The sequence below is a fragment of the Candidatus Hodarchaeum mangrovi genome, from assembly GCF_975850365.1.
In genome coordinates this window covers 1-16,986 of sequence record NZ_CDLCQJ010000140.1, presented here as the reverse complement: position 1 = coordinate 16,986, position 16,986 = coordinate 1, and the positions used below count along the sequence as shown (strand labels likewise).

The window sequence follows — 16,986 nt, the reverse complement described above, 5'->3', positions numbered from 1 at the left end:
TAACTCCCATTCTGTTAATTCAGCTATTCCTTTATTCAGAGGAATTTTTCCAACTCCTAGCAATGCTGAAGCAACGGCATCTAAAGTCTCTTCTTGATATCTATTTCCAAACGCATAAGTTTTTATTGCTACATTATGAAAAAAACGATATAAATCCAGATGAATAGCATTTCGAAAATTACATTCTTTTGCTCTTCTGTTCCAAAGAATGGGGCTCGATTTACTAATCTTTAGATGTCTTGCTCTTGCATGAAGATATGGAAAATCGAAATTATCACCATTAAAAGTACAAATTACAGAATATTTCTTTAATATCTCAAATGCTCGTTTTAAAAGTAATTTTTCATCATCAAAAGACTCAACCCTTAGATCTTGTGAAACCTCAACCCAACTTTCTCCTTTTTCTATGTTTTTCCGTGAAAGGATCAAAGCTATTTCATTATTTTTGTTATCAGACATACAAATGCAAATTACTGGGAATTTAGGATCGCTAGATTGGGGAATCTGACCTTCCTCATACTCAGTTTCTATATCACAAGCTACAATAGGAAGATCAGGAATTTCTTGAAGAAAGTCATCTTGAAATACTTGGATTAATCCTGAATATTGTGCTAAATTTTCTATAACAGGAGGAGGTATCTCCAATCCCTCACTTATACTTTGAGGGGAAATAAATTTCCTATTAACCTCATCCCACCAATACTTTCTCCCTGGAACTAATTGTGTATCATATAACCAATTTCGGTGATATTTTATTCTTGACTCCCAAGTTTCCCAACCATGTGTTTTTAAGATATCCCGAACTTTAGGTACTTCGCTCGGGGTAACAGTTACAATCTGAGTAGGATTGATAATAGTATTATTTAAGATATCCTTTTTATTAGTAGTAATTATTCTCTTGATTGTATTAGGGGGAAATTCTTTTTCAATTGCTTTCAGGTCTGAAAATGGTTCTAAACTATAACAATATGGTTCATGCCCATAAGGATCTAAGAAATAAATTACTTTTTGGCTAGAAACATCAAATAATTTAATTCCAGCTCCATTTGATTCAGCATCATAAACTGTGCTTAATAGAAAGTAATCATGTTGGGATTTTAATTCACTCATTAGGTTTATTTCCCCATTATATATTGTATTTGATTAATTTTAATTTAAAGGAAGGAAATATTTCTAGTTTTTGAGACTAGAAAGAGAATTCATTTGCCTTGATTAAAATAATTGTTCATTTTTATCTATTAATAATAGAAGAATTACAATTGGTAGGAATATTGAGATCAGTCTCATATAACTTTTTTCAAGTCTTGGCTTTTTTTTATTTCAATGAGTGATTTTGTATAATTTATATCTTCCAACATTTTTAATACAAAAAAGCTGAATTTAATTTATAACGCAAATTATCCAATTAAAAATATTGTAGAAAGACAGATAGAACATTTTAAATATCTAATTAGACAAAATTTATAATTTAAGAACAAACAGTGATTTTATATGGATTTAATTGAAGAGAAAATGAAAAATTTTGTCAAGGAAGCATTAAAACTAGTTATAAAAGATATTGGAACGAAATTCAAAGACTTTAATGATCGATTATCAAGTTTAGAACAGGAAATGAATCAAATCAAAGAACAATTGAATTCTCTTACATCAGATAAACAAATCCCAGATATTTCAGTTTTAGAATCAACTAAAAAAGAAAATAATTCCCAAATAAGTCCAAATATTCAAATATCAGAATTTTTGGGAAAAAAAGAGGGAGAAAAAATCGTTCAGTCATCTAAAAAAACATCTGAAATTAAAGATTTATTAGAAGCACTCAAAGTTATTGATAACTTATAAATTATAAATCCATTTTTAATATTTTTATTTTATTTAAGAACACTTCGTACTAATTGGCGAACTTCTAGGGGAACATTATCCTTATCACCCAATAAAGTTGTTGTGTAGCTACCAATTAAATCAGACCAATGCCAACGATCCAAAGAATAGATTTCCTCACCATGAGACGATGCAGTAACTTTTAAAATATGACGATTAACGAAATCATTTAAGCATCTTTGCAATTCTAACCTTCTATCAGCAGAAAAACCTAATATTCTTCCAATTTGCTCTTTAGTCAAGCTTTGATTAGTCCCAAGAATAAATAAAACCCAGTTGTCCGGATGTGCAAGAAAAGTTTTAATTATTAGACGTAAATCAATATCTATCCCTATAGGAGCATGATCTGCTTTCATTGTTATTTCTTTTGTTACTTTATAGCTTAATTCTTTTCCTTGGGTAGGTTGATTTAATGTTGCCAATCGTTCTTTAAGTTGATTTACTTCTTCCCTTAATTGATTAATATCTTCAGCAATTTTTTCCCCATTGCTATTTTCAACAAAAAATGACTCTTCAACTTCTAAAATAGCACCACTGTCTTTGAGAAGACGCTTAAGTTTTTCATTTTCATTCCGAGTTTGTATTAATATTCTCTCAAATTCAACAAGCTTTTCAGCAAGGTCCTCTGCAAGTCTTTCATCCACTGCACGAGACCATGTGACTTTTTCTCCAATACCACGAGTGGTTCCTCTTAGTTTAGACTCAAGATCATCCTTTATTGCTTCTAATTCATTAATTCGGGCGGTTTGATTCCTTATTTTACTTTTAAGCCGAGATAATAATGATGGTGTTCCAAGAATTATTTCATTATCTGCTACATTAGGGATTCGGTAAACAGGGACAAAGTTACCTCCATCTATTATCGAACCCATTTCATATTTTACACCCAACATTTCAATTAATTTCACTAATTCCCTTGTTTCATCATTATATCTAAACATAAATAGGTTTTCTTGACTATTATCAAATCGATATACCCTAGAAAATTTCAACCACATTGTAACAAAATCTAAGATATCTTGTTCATCTTCAAGTTTTGCTACCGAACTAATAATCTGTGGAAAACTTGCAGTATACTCGCCTGTGAAAACTTTAATAATAGCAGAGCAGATCTGAAGTGGTATCTTAAGATAATACCCTCGTTGATTATAAGTAATTTCTTCATCAGGACTCAAGTTCACATCAAAGATTGAGTCAAATGTTTCGATTAAATATTCAATTTTTTCCCTCTGATCTGTTTGATAAGTTCCTGTTTGAAAAACGTTTTTCGAAAGGGTTAAAAGCGCGAGTAATTTCGCTAGAGAATTGTTTCTAATTCGTATAGGTAATTTTAGAGGTAATTGGATTTTCTTATTACCTATACTCGTAACAGTAAATGAAGTCATAAATAGTTCTCTTTCATCCTCAACAAGGAGTCGAAGTGTGGATACAGGAATCGACATTTCTGGATTTGAACGATAACGAGACCACTGTGCTCTACTTACAATATGTTCAAGATTTTTCATGATTAGACTTTTTTGAAACACAAACCTACGTCCACGAGGAGTTAAATTAACTCTTGTCTCATCTGGAAAATGATCTACACTTAACCATTCAGGGATTTTATGATTCAAATCCTCCGAAGACGAAGATTTTTTTATTGATTCATGAATACTCATTCATCTTACTCCATGATTTTACTGAGCTAAGAATGTAATTTATTAATTCTTTAGTTATATTGAAAGTCATCTTATATCAAAAATATTACTATATTAAATCAATTGAGTCTATTTGAAATAAAATTTTCAGGATGGAATAGTTTTCTTTTTACATTTTTTCTTTATTCATGAGATTTTTTCTTTAAATAGGGGAATAAAAGGAATTGATATACAACAAAAGCTAGTCCAAGAACAACAATTAGCAGAAATAGTACAAGATTGAAGTTAGCAGAATATTGATTAATGAAACTTTGATATTTTGCAGGATCCCTTAACCATTCGCTTATGTCTGTTTGGGTTACTAGATTTGAACCTAACCAAGCATAAAATGTGCACCGAATGATTGAACCAAAGAAAGTAGCTAATAGATAATCCCTCAATTTTATTTTCAAAAATCCAGACGCATAGGATATAGGATCAAAGGCCATGAAAGGAAAAGCACGAGCAAAAACGATAGCCCAAATTCCATATCGATCAAGATATTTATCTACAATAAGGAGATTTTCTTCACCCAAGAATTTTTCAATAATAGGTCTACCACCATACATTGCAATATAATACGTGGTTATACCTGCGGTCATTGAACCAATAATCCCAATTATACTCCCTCCAATCATACCCCAAATTAGACCACTTGATAATAAAACCAATTCAGAAGGAATTGGAACAATAATCCCTTGAATTCCCATGAAAATAATGAAAATAAATGGTCCTAATAATTCTAAACTTAGGATTGGTCCAACAAACCATCTAATAACTTTATCAAATAACCAAGTTTCATCTTGAGACTGAAGAATTAAAACTATGACACTGATAATTAAAATTAAGAAAAAGATCCCAATCCATATCCAAGTTCCTTTACTATGTCCAGTAAAAGTTCGTATTATAGCTATTTTAAGTTTAGAAACATTTTTCTTGAAAATCGATTCTGAAGAATTTTCTTGGGTCAAAGGGGGTTTACTTTCTTCCATTTAGTATTTTATCCTATTTTGCAAAAGAAGTAAAAAGAATTAATTTTAGAATCAAAAGAAGTTAATTTCTACTAGAATAAAACAGCTTCAACTGTTCCATTTTGACCTGGTCGACTAGTTACGCGGGCATTGCCTTTAGATGTACGAATGATTGCTCCTTTAGTAACAATTTTTCTTCGTGCAAAGTCTCTATTTGCTTGATTGTCTTCAACATCTTCAATCTCAAGTTTTGTTGTCACTTTTCCATCTAGAGAAGAAACATTAGCAAAAGTAGAGCTAAGTAAACGTATTTTTTGATTCCCCCCACGGGTTCTTATTGTTTTCTTTCGTACTGTTCCGACCATTGTCAGGGCTGCTGGTCGTGCTAAATCCCTTTTTTTCTTTTTAGTACTAATGTGGTATCTTCCACCACTTGCCTTCCTTACAGATCTTCTCTGTGACCTTGCCATATGATTAACCTCTTAATAATTTCTTTTAAAATGAAAAAATCGCTATAGACGCCAAAACTAACCATTTAAAGGCATATAACGAATGTTTTATATATCAAACCCTCTTTTTATACCGATACTTGGTTTTTTTATTCTTTATTTTTGAGCGATAATTCTCTTGGCTGTAGATTTCCTCCATCTCATTCACCTTTTTTAATCTATCTTTATAAGGCGAGATAACAATCCAAGGTGATTGAGTTGATCCTATAGCCTCTGTTATCTCTCCAATTGTGATAAATTGACCTTTTTCCTTAATCTGAGCATAAGAACCGATTTTAGGTAAATTTGGCCCCTCTAATTGAACAATTATCTTACCTTGAGCTTTATTTAAGCAAGTTCCAATTTTTACTGGAGAATGATTCATTGATTTTCCCATTTAACCAATTTAGTAGTAAATAAATAAAACTTCTTTTTGGTTCAAATAAATTAACAAATTATATAATTAAAGAGATCAGAATGCTATATATTCCTTGAGAGGTACCTGGACGGCAATGCAACAATATGATGTTCTAATAATTGGTGGAGGACCAACAGGATTATCCACTGGAATATCTGTAGCTAAAGCAGGATTAAATGCTGTTATAGTTGAAGAACATCCAAAAATTGGTCACCCCCTTGCATGCGGTGAAGGATTATCTATTGATAAAATGCGAACCGTTGAAAATATGCCAAAATATAATTCAGAAGAAACTTACGACGATTTTATAATAAATCGTAAGAATTATTTGATTGAACGGATTCTTAGCACTCAAAGATTTTTTTTTGGTACATCGGGAGTAGCTACATCTCAATTAGAGACAGTAACTATAAATCGGCCTTTATTTGATCATTTAATGGCTAAAGAAGCTCAAAAAAATGGTGTTGATCTTTCTCTACAGTCACGAGTAAATGAGGTAAAAAGGGATGGTAATTCTGTAATTGTAAAAACCACTTCACAAACATATAGAGCAAATTTAGTGATTGGGTGTGATGGACCTTCAGCTCATAGTGTAAAAATGATAGGACTCAAAGGACCATCAGAATATGTTCAAGGAGTAGAATTTAATATTAAAGGAATTTTAACCGATGCACTAGACTTTTATTTCGATTTCAATCGATTTCCAAAGATGCATTATGGATGGGTCTTTCCCAAAAAAAGTTCAACCAATATTGGAATTGTTGTTGACCCTGCTTCAAATCCGAACACTATTCTTAAAAAATTCATGGATCTTCATTTTAATGATGTTACAGAAGAAGATATTATCCAAAAGATTGCTGGTATTATTCCTGCAAGTGGACCAATACCAAATTTATGCACTGATAACTATATGGTAGCTGGTGATGCAGCTGGCTTAACAAATTCAATCTTTTATGGAGGTATTGCAATAGGAATTCATTCAGGATGGCTAGCTGCACAAACTGCAATAGAAGCATGTAAATCTAAAAATTTTTCAAAGAAAAAATTGTTAGAATATGAGTATAAATGCCGAATGATGCCATATGCTGACCCAATAATTCAAAAAGCTCATCAAATCCTTTATTCAGATTTTACTGCTTATGACTTAGAGAATTTTGGATCCTTAATTAATGGTTGGGATATAACGCGTATGAATATTTGGAAAAAACTTCTATTATCATTTAAAGCTTTATCTAAACCTTCAATGATAAAAAAATTTTGGAACGCCCGAATAATTGCATATGGATTCAGTAAAAGTAGAGATTGGGGATTTTAAGACTATTTCTAAAAAACTAGCAACGGATATTGTATATCCTTTATCTAAATAACAATAGCTAGGACAACAAATAAGAAGATTTGCTGAAAAGCCTAAAATATAATCGATTTCATTATTGTTTCTATATTCAAATAATTAGAAGGAATTTATGCAATGAGGAGTAATGCCAAAGCTTTTATTGCCTTAAGTCTTGGATTTATTTTCTTAACACTTGCAATATCAGCGAATCAGTTCGAATTAATTAAAGATTTAATTGTAGAAATCACAGAGAGCGCAACAGCAGGAATACCTATACCATAGGTGAATAAAGATGGCATGGCATAAGAAATCAAAGGTAAATTTAACGAAATTACGGATTTTACGTACAATTATTCAAACTATCATGTTTATTTTAATGAATCTTACTTTTTTTGGAATAGGAGCAACATGGTTAGTATTACCTGTCGATATGCCAAAAATGTTGACTTCTAGCTCCGAAGGAGCTTTTTATTTGTTAGAGAGAATGTTAACTACAGGATTACTACCATTAATCCCATTAGCTTCATTTTTTATTATTGGATCAATTTTTGGACGACTTTTTTGCGCATGGGGATGCCCTTTTGGATTATTTCAAGATCTTATTGGCTTCTTAACCTCTTGGAAAAGCAAATATGAACCAACTCAAGAAACAAATAACAATTTACGACAGATTGGGGATTTTATTACAGGAGTTAGTATTCTTGCGTCAACATTCATTGGTATAAATGTTGCTCTTGGTGAGATTGAAAATATAAAAATTGCGTTTGGAATTTTTTCTCAACAACCATGGGCTGTCTTAAGCCCATCCGTATTTCTATTTACACTAATTCCCTTATTATTCTATTGGGGAGGAATTGAAAATTTATTCAATTGGGATAAATTTGTTTTAATTGACATTGTATTCTGGATAAGACTTTTTATTCTAATCTTTGCTATTATTTTAGTTTTCTACATCCCACGTGCCTGGTGTCGTTGGTTCTGCCCTGTCGGTATAATTGCTGGCCTTCTAGGAAAGCATTCAATGTTAGGTGTAGGAAGAAATATCTCAAAATGTACACACTGTGGTCTATGTGAGGATGTCTGCCCCATGGGTGTTAGAATCCTCTCCCACCCACCAGAGAAGGTAAGAAGCGAACATTGTATAAATTGTCTAGATTGTGTTGGCGTATGTCCAGATGACGCAATGGAATTACGGTTTCTTTAATCTCCATTCTTTATACTAATTCTTTGATTTTAGCATTTTAAAAAGAGGAAACTTAACCACTCCACCTTAAACTTTCAATTTTACGATCCTTTTTCAACTTTTTTTTAATTTTACGATAATGATCAGTACAAAGGTGTACTCTAGTCACTTTATCCTTTATAGAAAGACTCAAGTTAGCTTCCTTAATTGTACTGCCAGCTTTTTCTCTCGAAACAGTCTTTTTATATTCGTTAGGACATCCTTCAACGTCACAATTCTTTTTTTTTGAAATAAATGTCACATCCCATCTTTAAATTAATGGTGTAAGCTCAATATGCCCAGGAATTGGCTTAAATACGAAATCTGTATTCTCAACTTCTCTCATAGTCATACCAGAAACTTTTCTAATTTGTAAAAACTCAACTAATCCACCTTCCTTTTCTTCTAGTTCTTTATGTGTTATTTTTATTACACTATCACAATAGTGTTCAACAGCTGTGACAATTCTAGGATCATGCACATCACAATGTAGTGTTAGAATACTAACTATACCCATTTCTTTATCTGTAGCGATTTTATGCTGTAAAAAAGCCATAGGAGGTTTCAAGGTGTCTGAAACTAGTAATAGAGTTGTTAATGAATCCAAAACACCACGGACAGGTTGAGATCTAACATGAAGTAAGGATCGTCTAATTTGGTCAGTAACCTGGCGAGGCTGGGTTATATCACGAATAACATTTTCTCCTAAAGCACTAGGTCTTCCTTCAGAATAACCAAAAGGATTGGAAAAAGCATCTAAGAAGATTAGTCTTTTCGTTTCAAAGGTAACCTCAGAAATATTGTACGGTACAAATAAAGGCGAATAATGAGAGAATAAATGCTCAGTCGATAGAATATAGCCATATTCACCTGTTCGTAGACCTTCAGAGAGAAATTGGATTAATATATGCTCTGTGTTTATCCCCACCTCATCTTCAACTAGGATTATTGATCCTCGTGGGACACCCCCACCCAAAGCATCATCTAGAAGGGGGATCCCAAATTTTGCTCTGTCTTCCATTGTCATCTTAATTACTCCGTAATATTTTATCCAGTTGTTCCATTTAATGTTTTTAAGGTAATTATTTCAAGTTTTGGAATTGAATAACATTTTCTTATGACAAATATTAAAGTTAAGCTTAAAAGCTTGCCTATTTCAATAAACTTTGTTTTTACTTTTCTTACTAAATATTTAATGTTTCAATTAATACTCCTTTATTCAGGTTGACCCCAAATGAAAATGGAATTTTTTGCAATAAAAACTCCATTAATTACTGACAGCCAAACTAGTGTTGCAGAAATTCTTTTAGAATCTGTAAACACCCAAGGAATTCAATTAATGGATTTTGATGTTTTTATAATAGCTAGTAAAATTATTTCGGTATGTGAAGGATTAAAAATCCCAATAAATGACATCAATGATATTAGAAAAGAAGCATTTATTCTTGCAGAAAGAGCTCATATGAAAGCAGAAGTTGTAGAAATGGTTTTTCGTGAGGCAGATCTCGTGATAGGGGCAGTTCCAGGAGCTATTCTTGCTTTAAAAGATGGCGTTTTACAAGCAAATGCTGGTGTAGATCAAAGTAATGCTGGAGGAGAAGGATTTTTAATTTTACTTCCTAGGAATCCTATTCAAACAGCAAGGCAAATTAGAAAAGAATTATATACTCTAACAGGAAAAAAATTTGGAGTAATAATAGCAGATTCAAAAACACATCCATTAAGAAGAGGAACATCGGGTTTTGCTTTAGGGGTTTCTGGTTTTACACCTGTTATTGATGATAGAGGAACTTTTGACTTATATAAGCGTCAAATGCGTATAACAACTCGTGCTATCGCAGATAACCTAGTTTGCGGGGCTCAAATTTTAATGGGAGAGTCTAACCAAAGCATTCCACTTGTAATTGCAAGAGGATGTGAAAAAAAAATTTTTACGGATGATATTAACCAGATTGAGCTCAATAGCTTAATGAAAATGAACCCTGAAGATTGTATTTACATAGGTCCATTTTGGCCTTTAATTGACAAGTTACTAGACAAATACAAAAAAATTGAATAAGGAAAGTTAGAGTTAATGATAACTGGAAATTTAGGTGGTGTAAAGATTGGTGATAATGTAAATCCTCTAATCATGGGAATAATAAATCTTTCTCCCACATCATTTTACAAGAAAAGTATTCTACATTCAAGAGAAGAGATTATAAGTCACCTTATTCAAATGGAAAAACATAAAGCTAATTTTGTTGATGTTGGCGCTACATCAAGTGCACCAACTCATTTATATGAAAATAGAGCATCAATCTCCTTAGAAAGAGAAATCGAAATTTTAAAAACTTTTTTTGATGCTCTAAAAGAAATTAATCTTAAAATACCTATTTCAATTGATACGCAATCTTCAAAAACAGCTGATTTTGCATTATCACATGGTGCATCTATTATTAATGATATTTCGGGATTTAAATATGACTCAAATATGCCTTCAGTAATTTCAGAATACAATGCCTCTACAATTATCATGGCGTGTATGAATAATCCAGGTGATGTGTTTAATATTGAAGAAATCAAATTAGCACTGAAAAACAGTATTTCTTTAGGAATTGATGCTAATATCGATAAAAACAAAATTATTATTGATCCTGGAATCGGAGGCTGGATTCCTGAAAGAAATCATATTCACGACTGCAATATTCTATGGAATCTACCAGAATTTCGCTGTCTAAATCAAGGTATTCTTGTTGGTATATCACGAAAATCATTTATTGGAAAAATTTTAGGAGTAACTCCAGAATATAGACTGTGGGGTTCACTAGCAGCTACTACAATTGCAATATTGAAAGGTGCTCATGTTATCCGAACTCATGATGTCCAAGAAACTAGAGATGTAAGCTTAGTTTCAGATTTTTTCAAGCGCAGATTTGAAAAAGAAGGTTAAAATATATAATATAAATCAAATATTAATTAGAGAATTTAAACAATGAGATTTGATCTATTAATTCCTTGAAGCTGATTTAAAACAGGATTGAATAAAATCCTTCTAAATATAATTAAATTTATTAGTTTAAAAGGAATTTTCGTTTAAGATTATAATATTAGTAGGTTAGTAACTTGACAAATTTAGATGAATTTTTTGGAGATGAAAGGTCAAAAAATATTGATACTCTTGTTGAAGTAACGAAAAAGTTCTTTATCTTTGTTTCACAACTCGCAGAGATAGTTGATGAACTAGAAAGAAATTTTGCAGAACTAAATCTCAAAGTGGATCAATTACTTCAAGGAAGAACAGCAGCACCATCAAAGAGTTCGATACAATTTTCAACGCCAGTCCCACCTTCAAGTTCACAACCGTCTCCTCCCTCAGTTTCACAACCTTCAGCATTTCCAACCCCACCATCACCAGTACAGGCTTCCCCTCGGACTCCACCATCACCATCATCATTTACACCACCTTCACCATCGATTACCACAGCCTCCCCTCCAAGTCTACCTCCTCTACCTGGACAAGTTCCATCATCAACTCCCCCAGTTTTTGGAGCACCACCATCACCATCAAATCCAGCTGAATTTGGCCAACTTCCACCTCCTAGTCCTGGATTTGACTCACAGGGACCCCCAGGTACTCCTGGTTTAGGTGTTGCACCACCACGTCCATCCCCAATGAGTTTGAAAGCTCAAATGAATATGGAACTTAAAGAAGCCTTTTCACGTATTCGAAAGGGTTGGGATGAGGAAGGATAATTCTTCTAAATTTCACTGTTCTTTTGCATATAGGAGTTCTGATAGCTCTCTTAATTTAAGTACTCCCCTTATTTCATGCACGAACATTGGAATTTCGATTAGATCGTACTCTGAATATAACTCGTGAATCCGTTCCAAGTTACCCTTTTGGCTTTCAAATCGTGCAGAACAATATTCACAATTAGGATTTTCTGGCTGAACTTGATTAATAAAGATTTGGGAAACAGGAAATGCAACTTCATATAATGCCCTAATTAGTCTCTCAGTTTCCCAAATAGCCATAACAGTAGGAATCGTAACAGGAATGAATTCGGTTTCTTTCTTATCTTCTAAATGGATACGAGCAATCTCGACTTGATCTTTTAATTCTTCAAGCTTTTTGAACGCTTCATCTTCATTTGGGATAGTACTACCTCCAAATAATGTTTTGAATCCAGACATTAAACCTCCTAACCTTTTTCTCATTTTTATAAGGCGATAAAGCCAACCCTGTGTTAATTCAGGAAGTTGAAGAAGCTTAAGAGTATGACCTGTTGGAGCTGTATCAAAAACGACTATATCATATTCTGGATTTTGAATGAACTCTAAAAGCTGTATAAAAGCTACTGTTTCATCAGTTCCTGGAGCTGAAAGTGAGGACGGATCATCACCTCCTAGAAATTCTGTTAATGTTCCTGTTGGATCTTGTTGACTCATCATTTCAGAATAAGTCCTCATTGTATCAGATGTACTTAATTCCACAGCCCAGAGATTTTTTACACCTTCCACTAAATAATGGTTATCTCCTCCAATTTGCTGGTTTAAGCTATCGGAAATTGAATGGGCAGGATCGGTTGATACTAGTAGTGTTCGGTATCCCAGATCAGCTGCTTTAATAGCGGTAGCAGTAGCCATTGTTGTCTTACCTACACCTCCCTTTCCCCCAAAAAAGACAAATTTTTTATTAAATATAGAATTAGACATATTTGACAATGATTAAATCTTAAAAAATGAACCTTTTGCTTAAAGAACAAAAATAAAATCGCTTAAAAAATACTGGTAAATTAATTATTTATGGAGCTCTATCAATGAAGCAAGGAAGGAAAATCCTCCTAATAGCTTTTATTTTAGCTATTTGCATATCATCCATTAATTTATGTTCTATTGGGATTTTTTCATCACAAGCAGACCCTAATTACAACATACGAAGTATAAATACAGATTATCCACGTTTATTAGTTACAAAAGTTGTTGATAAATCAGAAATTGTTCTTGGTAATAGTTTTACCGTAACTATTACTATTTATAATTTTGGTAATAAAACAGCATATAACGTAACCTTCATTGACCAAATTAGTAATCCTTGGATCTTTAATATCTCTGGTCTTACTCAATTGTCTTACGGTCAAATTAATCCAAATGATACTCGTCAATTTAGCTATTTAGTACAAGTAAAATTAGTTGGAAAATACACTTTGTATTCTGCGAAAGTTGAATACTACTCTTCAGAGATAGAATCCTCAAAATTTCAATCATTTAGTAATGAAGTGGATATAGAGGTAATAGAACCACCAGCTGATTTTTCTTTAAGTAATTACAATGTTGTTATTACCTTTCTAATTATCCTATTTATTCTAGATTCATTATTGATAATTCGATTAATAACCCCTATTCTAAATCGTAGATTAAAACAGGAATAAGGGTGTGTAATACACTATATGGAAGCTTTAATACCTGCCTACCTTGTCAATAAACAGGTAATTATATGGAATTCAGATCAAGGAAGATATATCTATCAACAAGGTTATTTCGGCAAACCTGTAGGTATAAGAAAACCTAAATCAGCATTTTTCGATCGTCCTTTAGAACTAACGTTATTAGAAGCTGCTTTTTTACAAGAAACAGGAATGATTATTATTTATGAACAGAATCATATTTTAGATGTCCAGACATTTCAGGAAAAATGCAAGAAGAGATTTACAAAATTTGAAGATCTTTTCTCAGTTTATAAGGACTTAAGAAATAAAAGATATATAGTTCGTCCTGGTTTAAAGTTTGGTACAGATTTTGCGGTGTATCGAAGAGGACCGGGGATAGATCATTCCCCTTTTTTAGTTTCAATCTTTCCAAGGGAAACTCGTATCGAACCTATTGATTTGGTACGAGCTGGTAGACTTGCGACATCTGTTCGGAAAAGATATGTAATTGCTACAGTCCTTTCAGACCAACAAATTCGATATTATGTTTTTCAATGGAACCGTCCATAATTAGAAATTATTGATTTCTTCAATCGAAAATATAAGAATAAACTTCACTCCGTGGTTCAAAAAATTCTCCATCATCTCTGAGTTCTTTTATTGCTTCCTCGATTTGAGCTAGATCAACTTTTGGTAATCTCTTTTTTATCTGTTTTAATGTTACCCCAAATCCTTCATCAAGCTCTTGAACAATATCTTTTAATTTTTGTTTCAAATCCTCAAAAGAAACAATACCGTCTCCTAATTCAATCCCACCAATTTTTGTTTTCTCAACATTAAATTCTTTCTGAGTTCTTCGTATCTGTTGAGCAATTTTCAGAGAATGATAGATTAACCAATTATCATCTTTTATCTTTTTAACTATTTCGGGATAAATATAGACTTCTATTGTATCTTCCTGCTCTGAGACCTGTATTCTTCCTAAAACTTCAATAAAATCCCATTGATTGAGTTCAGAAAGAGATCCATCCCATGATTTTACCGTTATAACACCAGTTCCATCTTCTACAGTTATTCCGGTGTAGTTATTCTCTCCCTTGATAAGATAAGTTATAAAACCTAGGATCCAAACTCGGGAAAGATTTTCTCCTAAAGATGTAATCACCTGCCATCTTTCATCTTCATTAACTTTAGTTAACTCAGATCTGTTGATTTTTTCTATCATAAGTCTCTGATATGGTCTTCTCCTTCTCATATCGTTCACATTATTGTTATTATTTATTTAATCCAAGTTTTATTTATCAATTCATATTCGACAAATTCATTTTCATTAAATAAAATGTTCAATTCATATTCCGCTCTTTTAGGAGCATCAGAAGTATGAACAATATTTTTAGTAAGATTAGCTCCATAATCGCCTCTTATTGTTCCTGGATTGGCTTCTGGAGCATTTGTTGCGCCTGCTAATAATCTCACGATTTTAACAGCATTTTCTCCCTGAATTGCTATTGCAATAACTGGACCTGATCCTATAAATTTCTTAAGCTCGAGATAAAAGCTTTTTCCAATATGTATGTCATAGAGTTGATCGATTTCCTCCTCAGAGAGCTTCATCATCTTTAAACCTATAATTTTGAGACCTTTTCTTTCAATCCGTGAAATTAATTCACCTATTAAAGAACGCTGGATAGCATCAGGTTTTATCATCATTAAACTCGTTTCAACCAATAATATCACCAGATATAGAGACGGAATTAATACTTATCATTTATATAATACTATAATCGTATATGATAAAGGTTTTAGTTTTTAATTAAATATTCTTTTTTTTCACCTTTAAATCCTGAGGATTTAAAGCAATTTTCAGATTTAGTAAATTTAATAGAAGTTTTAAATAGGTTAGGGAATTTTTCCTAAATTCTATGATTGTTTGGATTTTAATATATTTTTTTGATACTTAATTCAAATCCCTTTTTATTAAAAAAAAAGTTAATAGTCTTGCACAAAAATTGGTATTCACCCAGTGAATAATAAATTCTCTGTCATAGTTAAAGGAATTTAAACTATATAGATTATTATAATTGGAAAGGAAAAGTGTAAATTATGTTTCGAACCTTTACTTCATTAGAACCTCATGAACAGTTAACCCTCATTCTTGTTATCGTAGTTGCCATTATTTCCTTTATTTACTCTTTATGGCTACGTAAAGACGTACTCAGTCATGATACTGGTACTAAACAGATGCAACAAGTATGGGAAGCTATCAATGAAGGAGCAAACGCCTATTTGGGTCGACAGCTTAGAACAATCCTTCCAATCGTATTAATTCTTACGATTGCTTTATTTTTCAGCGTTTATTTGGTCGAACCTACAGCAGGAGCTGAAAGAGAATTCGTTGATTTTGATCCTGTTTTAGTTGTCGCTATTGGTCGAACTCTTGCTTTCATCATGGGTGCTTCATTTTCCATGATGGTTGGTCAATTTGGAATGCGAATTGCAGTTCAAGGTAATTTAAGAGTTGCAGCTACGGCAGCAAAATCAATTGATGAAAATGGTAACCTGCTGGATGTGAATAAAAGATACAATAAAGCACTGTCTGTTGCATATCATGCTGGTACTGTAACAGGTATGTTAACCGATGGATTTGGATTGCTAGGAGGCACAGTAATCTTTATAATCTTTGGTCAAGCTGCACCTGATGCACTTCTTGGATTTGGGTTTGGTGGAACTATTTTAGCTTTATTTATGCGAGTAGGTGGTGGTATTTATACTAAAGCAGCTGACGTTGGCGCAGATCTTGTTGGAAAAGTTGAAAAAGATGTTCCTGAAGATGACCCAAGGAATGCGGGAGTAATTGCAGATCTAGTTGGGGATAATGTTGGGGATTGTGCTGGTATGGCCGCAGATATTTTTGAATCCTATGAGGTAACTATTGTTTCTGCTTTGATTCTGGGGCTTGTCCTTTATGGAATTGAAGGAAATATTATTTGGATTATGTTTCCTTTGATCGTTAGAGCAATTGGTGTTATAAGTTCGATCGTTGGAACCTATGCTGTTGCCCTTTGGAAAACTCCTGACGCAGAAAAAGCGATGTTTCAGTCTTATGAGATTTCAAGTGTAATAACCATCACAATATCAACTTTAGTTGCTACTTTTTATGCAGGTGACTGGAGGTTAGGTCTTCTTATTGCCATTGGAGTACTGTTGGCAGTTTCCTTTAATCCAATAACTGCTCGTTTTACTTCGAAGGCTGGTGGGCCTGTAGTCGAAGTTTTCGAATCAACAAAAGGTGGCCCTGCAACTACAATCTTGAGTGGCATATCTCTTGGTTACGAAAGTAGTGTTTGGGCACTTGTAGCGATATGTATTTCATTTAGTTTAGCAATTGTAACTTATACAATTTTACCAGGGAATGAGATTATTCCTATAATAAATAATTTTTCACACAATATTGAGATTTCATCAGAACATATTGGGGAAACCATTCTCTATGGAATTGCATTAATTGGAATTGGTATGCTCTCGCATACTGGAAACAATGTTGCAATGGACTCCTTTGGTCCTATCAGTGATAACGCTCAAGGTATTG

The 16,986-nt window shown here is 32.8% G+C and carries 20 protein-coding genes; 10 read left to right on the top strand and 10 right to left on the bottom strand.

The features are described from left to right. Nucleotides 1-1,110, bottom strand: a 1,110-nt coding sequence (locus ACWVCY_RS13615; protein ID WP_455143464.1) for a 3'-5' exonuclease, incomplete at its 3' end; no start/stop codon positions are given. 381 nt (nucleotides 1,111-1,491) lie between these two features. Between ACWVCY_RS13615 and ACWVCY_RS13610 the strand changes: the two genes are divergently transcribed. After that, entirely contained in the window at nucleotides 1,492-1,839 is a 348-nt protein-coding gene (locus tag ACWVCY_RS13610; RefSeq protein ID WP_455143463.1) for a hypothetical protein, read from the top strand. A gap of 29 nt (nucleotides 1,840-1,868) precedes the next feature. Here ACWVCY_RS13610 and ACWVCY_RS13605 read toward each other — a convergent pair whose 3' ends face one another. From ACWVCY_RS13605 to ACWVCY_RS13590, 4 genes are all read right to left on the bottom strand, one after another. Further along, nucleotides 1,869-3,536 carry a hypothetical protein gene (locus tag ACWVCY_RS13605; protein WP_455143462.1) on the bottom strand — a complete coding sequence of 556 codons (1,668 nt, stop codon included), beginning with the start codon at nucleotides 3,534-3,536 and terminating at the stop codon, nucleotides 1,869-1,871. 161 nt (nucleotides 3,537-3,697) lie between these two features. Beyond that, the gene (locus ACWVCY_RS13600; protein ID WP_455143461.1) at nucleotides 3,698-4,546 is read right to left on the bottom strand and encodes a TVP38/TMEM64 family protein; all 849 of its coding nucleotides are present in this window, start codon (nucleotides 4,544-4,546) and stop codon (nucleotides 3,698-3,700) included. Nucleotides 4,547-4,617: 71 nt separating this feature from the next. Next, nucleotides 4,618-4,995: a 30S ribosomal protein S8e gene (locus tag ACWVCY_RS13595; protein WP_455143460.1), complete on the bottom strand. Its 378-nt coding sequence runs from the start codon at nucleotides 4,993-4,995 to the stop codon at nucleotides 4,618-4,620. Nucleotides 4,996-5,089: 94 nt separating this feature from the next. Beyond that, on the bottom strand, nucleotides 5,090-5,398 hold the full coding sequence (locus ACWVCY_RS13590) for a hypothetical protein (protein WP_455143459.1): 309 nt from the start codon (nucleotides 5,396-5,398) through the stop codon (nucleotides 5,090-5,092). 127 nt (nucleotides 5,399-5,525) lie between these two features. Here ACWVCY_RS13590 and ACWVCY_RS13585 point away from each other — a divergent pair, with 127 nt between their 5' ends. From ACWVCY_RS13585 to ACWVCY_RS13575, 3 genes are all read left to right on the top strand, one after another. Next, nucleotides 5,526-6,746, top strand: coding sequence for an NAD(P)/FAD-dependent oxidoreductase (locus ACWVCY_RS13585; protein WP_455143458.1), 1,221 nt, complete (start codon nucleotides 5,526-5,528; stop codon nucleotides 6,744-6,746). Between the two features lie 153 nt (nucleotides 6,747-6,899). Beyond that, nucleotides 6,900-7,046 carry a hypothetical protein gene (locus ACWVCY_RS13580; RefSeq protein WP_455143457.1) on the top strand — a complete coding sequence of 49 codons (147 nt, stop codon included), beginning with the start codon at nucleotides 6,900-6,902 and terminating at the stop codon, nucleotides 7,044-7,046. Nucleotides 7,047-7,056: 10 nt separating this feature from the next. After that, a complete protein-coding gene (locus ACWVCY_RS13575) occupies nucleotides 7,057-7,968 on the top strand; it encodes a 4Fe-4S binding protein (protein ID WP_455143456.1) in 912 nt (303 codons plus the stop codon). Nucleotides 7,969-8,020: 52 nt separating this feature from the next. Here the strand turns inward: ACWVCY_RS13575 and ACWVCY_RS13570 are convergent, their stop codons facing one another. Both ACWVCY_RS13570 and ACWVCY_RS13565 read right to left on the bottom strand, forming a co-directional pair. Beyond that, on the bottom strand, nucleotides 8,021-8,248 hold the full coding sequence (locus tag ACWVCY_RS13570; RefSeq protein ID WP_455143454.1) for a hypothetical protein: 228 nt from the start codon (nucleotides 8,246-8,248) through the stop codon (nucleotides 8,021-8,023). 9 nt (nucleotides 8,249-8,257) lie between these two features. Continuing rightward, nucleotides 8,258-9,013: an RAD55 family ATPase gene (locus tag ACWVCY_RS13565; RefSeq protein WP_455143453.1), complete on the bottom strand. Its 756-nt coding sequence runs from the start codon at nucleotides 9,011-9,013 to the stop codon at nucleotides 8,258-8,260. 207 nt (nucleotides 9,014-9,220) lie between these two features. Here ACWVCY_RS13565 and ACWVCY_RS13560 point away from each other — a divergent pair, with 207 nt between their 5' ends. The 3 genes from ACWVCY_RS13560 (at nucleotide 9,221) to ACWVCY_RS13550 (ending at nucleotide 11,721) form a co-directional block, all read left to right on the top strand. Beyond that, a complete protein-coding gene (locus tag ACWVCY_RS13560; RefSeq protein ID WP_455143452.1) occupies nucleotides 9,221-10,045 on the top strand; it encodes a coenzyme F420-0:L-glutamate ligase in 825 nt (274 codons plus the stop codon). A 15-nt stretch (nucleotides 10,046-10,060) separates the two neighbouring features. Then, complete coding sequence (gene folP, locus ACWVCY_RS13555) at nucleotides 10,061-10,918, top strand: dihydropteroate synthase (RefSeq protein ID WP_455143451.1); 858 nt, start codon at nucleotides 10,061-10,063, stop codon at nucleotides 10,916-10,918. Between the two features lie 173 nt (nucleotides 10,919-11,091). Further along, on the top strand, nucleotides 11,092-11,721 hold the full coding sequence (locus ACWVCY_RS13550) for a hypothetical protein (protein ID WP_455143450.1): 630 nt from the start codon (nucleotides 11,092-11,094) through the stop codon (nucleotides 11,719-11,721). Nucleotides 11,722-11,733: 12 nt separating this feature from the next. Here ACWVCY_RS13550 and ACWVCY_RS13545 read toward each other — a convergent pair whose 3' ends face one another. Next, the gene (locus ACWVCY_RS13545) at nucleotides 11,734-12,684 is read right to left on the bottom strand and encodes an ArsA family ATPase (protein ID WP_455143465.1); all 951 of its coding nucleotides are present in this window, start codon (nucleotides 12,682-12,684) and stop codon (nucleotides 11,734-11,736) included. Between the two features lie 104 nt (nucleotides 12,685-12,788). Between ACWVCY_RS13545 and ACWVCY_RS13540 the strand changes: the two genes are divergently transcribed. Together ACWVCY_RS13540 and endA are read left to right on the top strand one after the other, a co-directional pair. After that, the gene (locus ACWVCY_RS13540) at nucleotides 12,789-13,400 is read left to right on the top strand and encodes a BatD family protein (protein WP_455143449.1); all 612 of its coding nucleotides are present in this window, start codon (nucleotides 12,789-12,791) and stop codon (nucleotides 13,398-13,400) included. Nucleotides 13,401-13,418: 18 nt separating this feature from the next. Further along, on the top strand, nucleotides 13,419-13,967 hold the full coding sequence (gene endA, locus ACWVCY_RS13535; protein ID WP_455143447.1) for a tRNA-intron lyase: 549 nt from the start codon (nucleotides 13,419-13,421) through the stop codon (nucleotides 13,965-13,967). A gap of 19 nt (nucleotides 13,968-13,986) precedes the next feature. Here endA and ACWVCY_RS13530 read toward each other — a convergent pair whose 3' ends face one another. Next, nucleotides 13,987-14,652 carry a hypothetical protein gene (locus ACWVCY_RS13530; protein ID WP_455143445.1) on the bottom strand — a complete coding sequence of 222 codons (666 nt, stop codon included), beginning with the start codon at nucleotides 14,650-14,652 and terminating at the stop codon, nucleotides 13,987-13,989. Nucleotides 14,653-14,675: 23 nt separating this feature from the next. Beyond that, nucleotides 14,676-15,125, bottom strand: a complete 450-nt coding sequence (ndk, locus tag ACWVCY_RS13525) for a nucleoside-diphosphate kinase (RefSeq protein ID WP_455143444.1) — start codon at nucleotides 15,123-15,125, stop codon at nucleotides 14,676-14,678. A gap of 375 nt (nucleotides 15,126-15,500) precedes the next feature. On the opposite strand from ndk, the gene ACWVCY_RS13520 reads away from it, so the two are divergent. Next, on the top strand, nucleotides 15,501-16,986 hold a 1,486-nt coding region (locus ACWVCY_RS13520; RefSeq protein ID WP_455143442.1), incomplete at its 3' end, for a sodium/proton-translocating pyrophosphatase.

Bases quoted from the DNA above. Each gene is read 5' to 3' on its own strand.
- ACWVCY_RS13610 (WP_455143463.1), top strand. From the start codon at position 1,492: ATGGATTTAATTGAAGAGAAAATGAAAAATTTTGTCAAGGAAGCATTA.
- ACWVCY_RS13605 (WP_455143462.1), bottom strand. From the start codon at position 3,536: ATGAGTATTCATGAATCAATAAAAAAATCTTCGTCTTCGGAGGATTTG.
- ACWVCY_RS13600 (WP_455143461.1), bottom strand. From the start codon at position 4,546: ATGGAAGAAAGTAAACCCCCTTTGACCCAAGAAAATTCTTCAGAATCG.
- ACWVCY_RS13595 (WP_455143460.1), bottom strand. From the start codon at position 4,995: ATGGCAAGGTCACAGAGAAGATCTGTAAGGAAGGCAAGTGGTGGAAGA.
- ACWVCY_RS13590 (WP_455143459.1), bottom strand. From the start codon at position 5,398: ATGAATCATTCTCCAGTAAAAATTGGAACTTGCTTAAATAAAGCTCAA.
- ACWVCY_RS13585 (WP_455143458.1), top strand. From the start codon at position 5,526: ATGCAACAATATGATGTTCTAATAATTGGTGGAGGACCAACAGGATTA.
- ACWVCY_RS13580 (WP_455143457.1), top strand. From the start codon at position 6,900: ATGAGGAGTAATGCCAAAGCTTTTATTGCCTTAAGTCTTGGATTTATT.
- ACWVCY_RS13575 (WP_455143456.1), top strand. From the start codon at position 7,057: ATGGCATGGCATAAGAAATCAAAGGTAAATTTAACGAAATTACGGATT.
- ACWVCY_RS13565 (WP_455143453.1), bottom strand. From the start codon at position 9,013: ATGACAATGGAAGACAGAGCAAAATTTGGGATCCCCCTTCTAGATGAT.
- ACWVCY_RS13560 (WP_455143452.1), top strand. From the start codon at position 9,221: ATGAAAATGGAATTTTTTGCAATAAAAACTCCATTAATTACTGACAGC.
- folP (WP_455143451.1), top strand. From the start codon at position 10,061: ATGATAACTGGAAATTTAGGTGGTGTAAAGATTGGTGATAATGTAAAT.
- ACWVCY_RS13545 (WP_455143465.1), bottom strand. From the start codon at position 12,684: ATGTCTAATTCTATATTTAATAAAAAATTTGTCTTTTTTGGGGGAAAG.
- ACWVCY_RS13540 (WP_455143449.1), top strand. From the start codon at position 12,789: ATGAAGCAAGGAAGGAAAATCCTCCTAATAGCTTTTATTTTAGCTATT.
- endA (WP_455143447.1), top strand. From the start codon at position 13,419: ATGGAAGCTTTAATACCTGCCTACCTTGTCAATAAACAGGTAATTATA.
- ACWVCY_RS13530 (WP_455143445.1), bottom strand. From the start codon at position 14,652: ATGAGAAGGAGAAGACCATATCAGAGACTTATGATAGAAAAAATCAAC.